This window comes from Nocardiopsis halotolerans DSM 44410, assembly GCF_000341065.1.
GTDB classification, from domain to species: domain Bacteria; phylum Actinomycetota; class Actinomycetes; order Streptosporangiales; family Streptosporangiaceae; genus Nocardiopsis; species Nocardiopsis halotolerans.
Genome location: NZ_ANAX01000120.1, coordinates 1 through 1,036 on the forward strand (window position 1 = coordinate 1; position 1,036 = coordinate 1,036).

The 1,036-nt window shown below is 75.5% G+C and carries 1 protein-coding gene; it reads right to left on the minus strand.

Going from position 1 to position 1,036, the window contains the following annotated elements:
- Positions 1 to 1,036: AMP-binding protein (locus tag D455_RS29870; protein WP_152487037.1), on the minus strand; the 1,036-nt coding region annotated here is incomplete at both ends.

Here is a 1,036-nt window from a genome sequence, read left to right on the forward strand (position 1 = left end):
GCGTCCGCCAGGTCCGTCAGCGCCTCCGGGGAGGCGACGGTGTCCTCGTCGGCCAGCTCGACCGTGGCTCCCCGGACCAGGGGGAGGAGGAGTTCGAGGAGGGAGATGTCGAAGGCGACGGTGGTGTGGGCCAGCACCCGCGCGCCGGGGTGGAGGTCCACGACCTCCCCGACGCCCTCCAGGAAGTTGGCCAGGGCGGCGTGGCCGACCTCGACCCCCTTGGGGGCGCCGGTGGAACCGCTGGTGAACAGGACGTAGGCAGGGGACTCCGCATCGGCCGCCTCCGTGCCCGGCGCCGGCCGCCGCGCGGGCTCCGGGACGAGCACGGGGGTGCCCACGAAGTGCGCGTTCCCCTCCAGGTCGGCCGTGGTCAGGACCAACGCGGCCTCGGCGATCTGCGCGTAGGTCCGCAGCCGCTCCTGGGGGTAACCCGGGTCCAGGGGGAGGAACGCCGCTCCCGTGCGTGCGACCCCCAGCATGGACGGGACGAGTTCCGGACCGCGGCCGGTGAGCAGGGCCACGACGGACCCGGGACCGACCCCGTGTTCGATCAGCTCGTCGCGGATGACGGCGGACCAGGACTCCAGTTCGGCGTAGGTGAGCGCGCTGTCGGCGGTGCGGACGGCCACCGCGTCGGGGCTCCGCTCCCACACCCGGGCCACCAGGTCGACGACGGTGCCGGGGCGGCCGGCGGGCGCGCTCCCGTCCACGGTGGGCCGCGGTGCCGGAGCGTGGGCGGTGGACGCCGGGTCGAGGGGCTCGGCGTCCCCGTCCCGTTCGGTGTTCGCGGCGTCCGCGTCCCCCTGGTCCGGCTCCGCGAACAGGCGCTCCTCGACCAGGTCGACGAAGTCCAGCGCCGCGTCGTCGGACATCGCGGTCTCGCGTACGAACACCGTCGGGACGCCCTCGGGGGGCAGTACCAGGGCGATCTCGGTGTCGGAGGCGACCGCCGCCGGGTCCTCGCGGAAGCGCTCCAGGACCATCACCCGGGTGAACGAGGGCCCGTCGGCCCCCGGCGGCCGTGCGGCCAACCCCC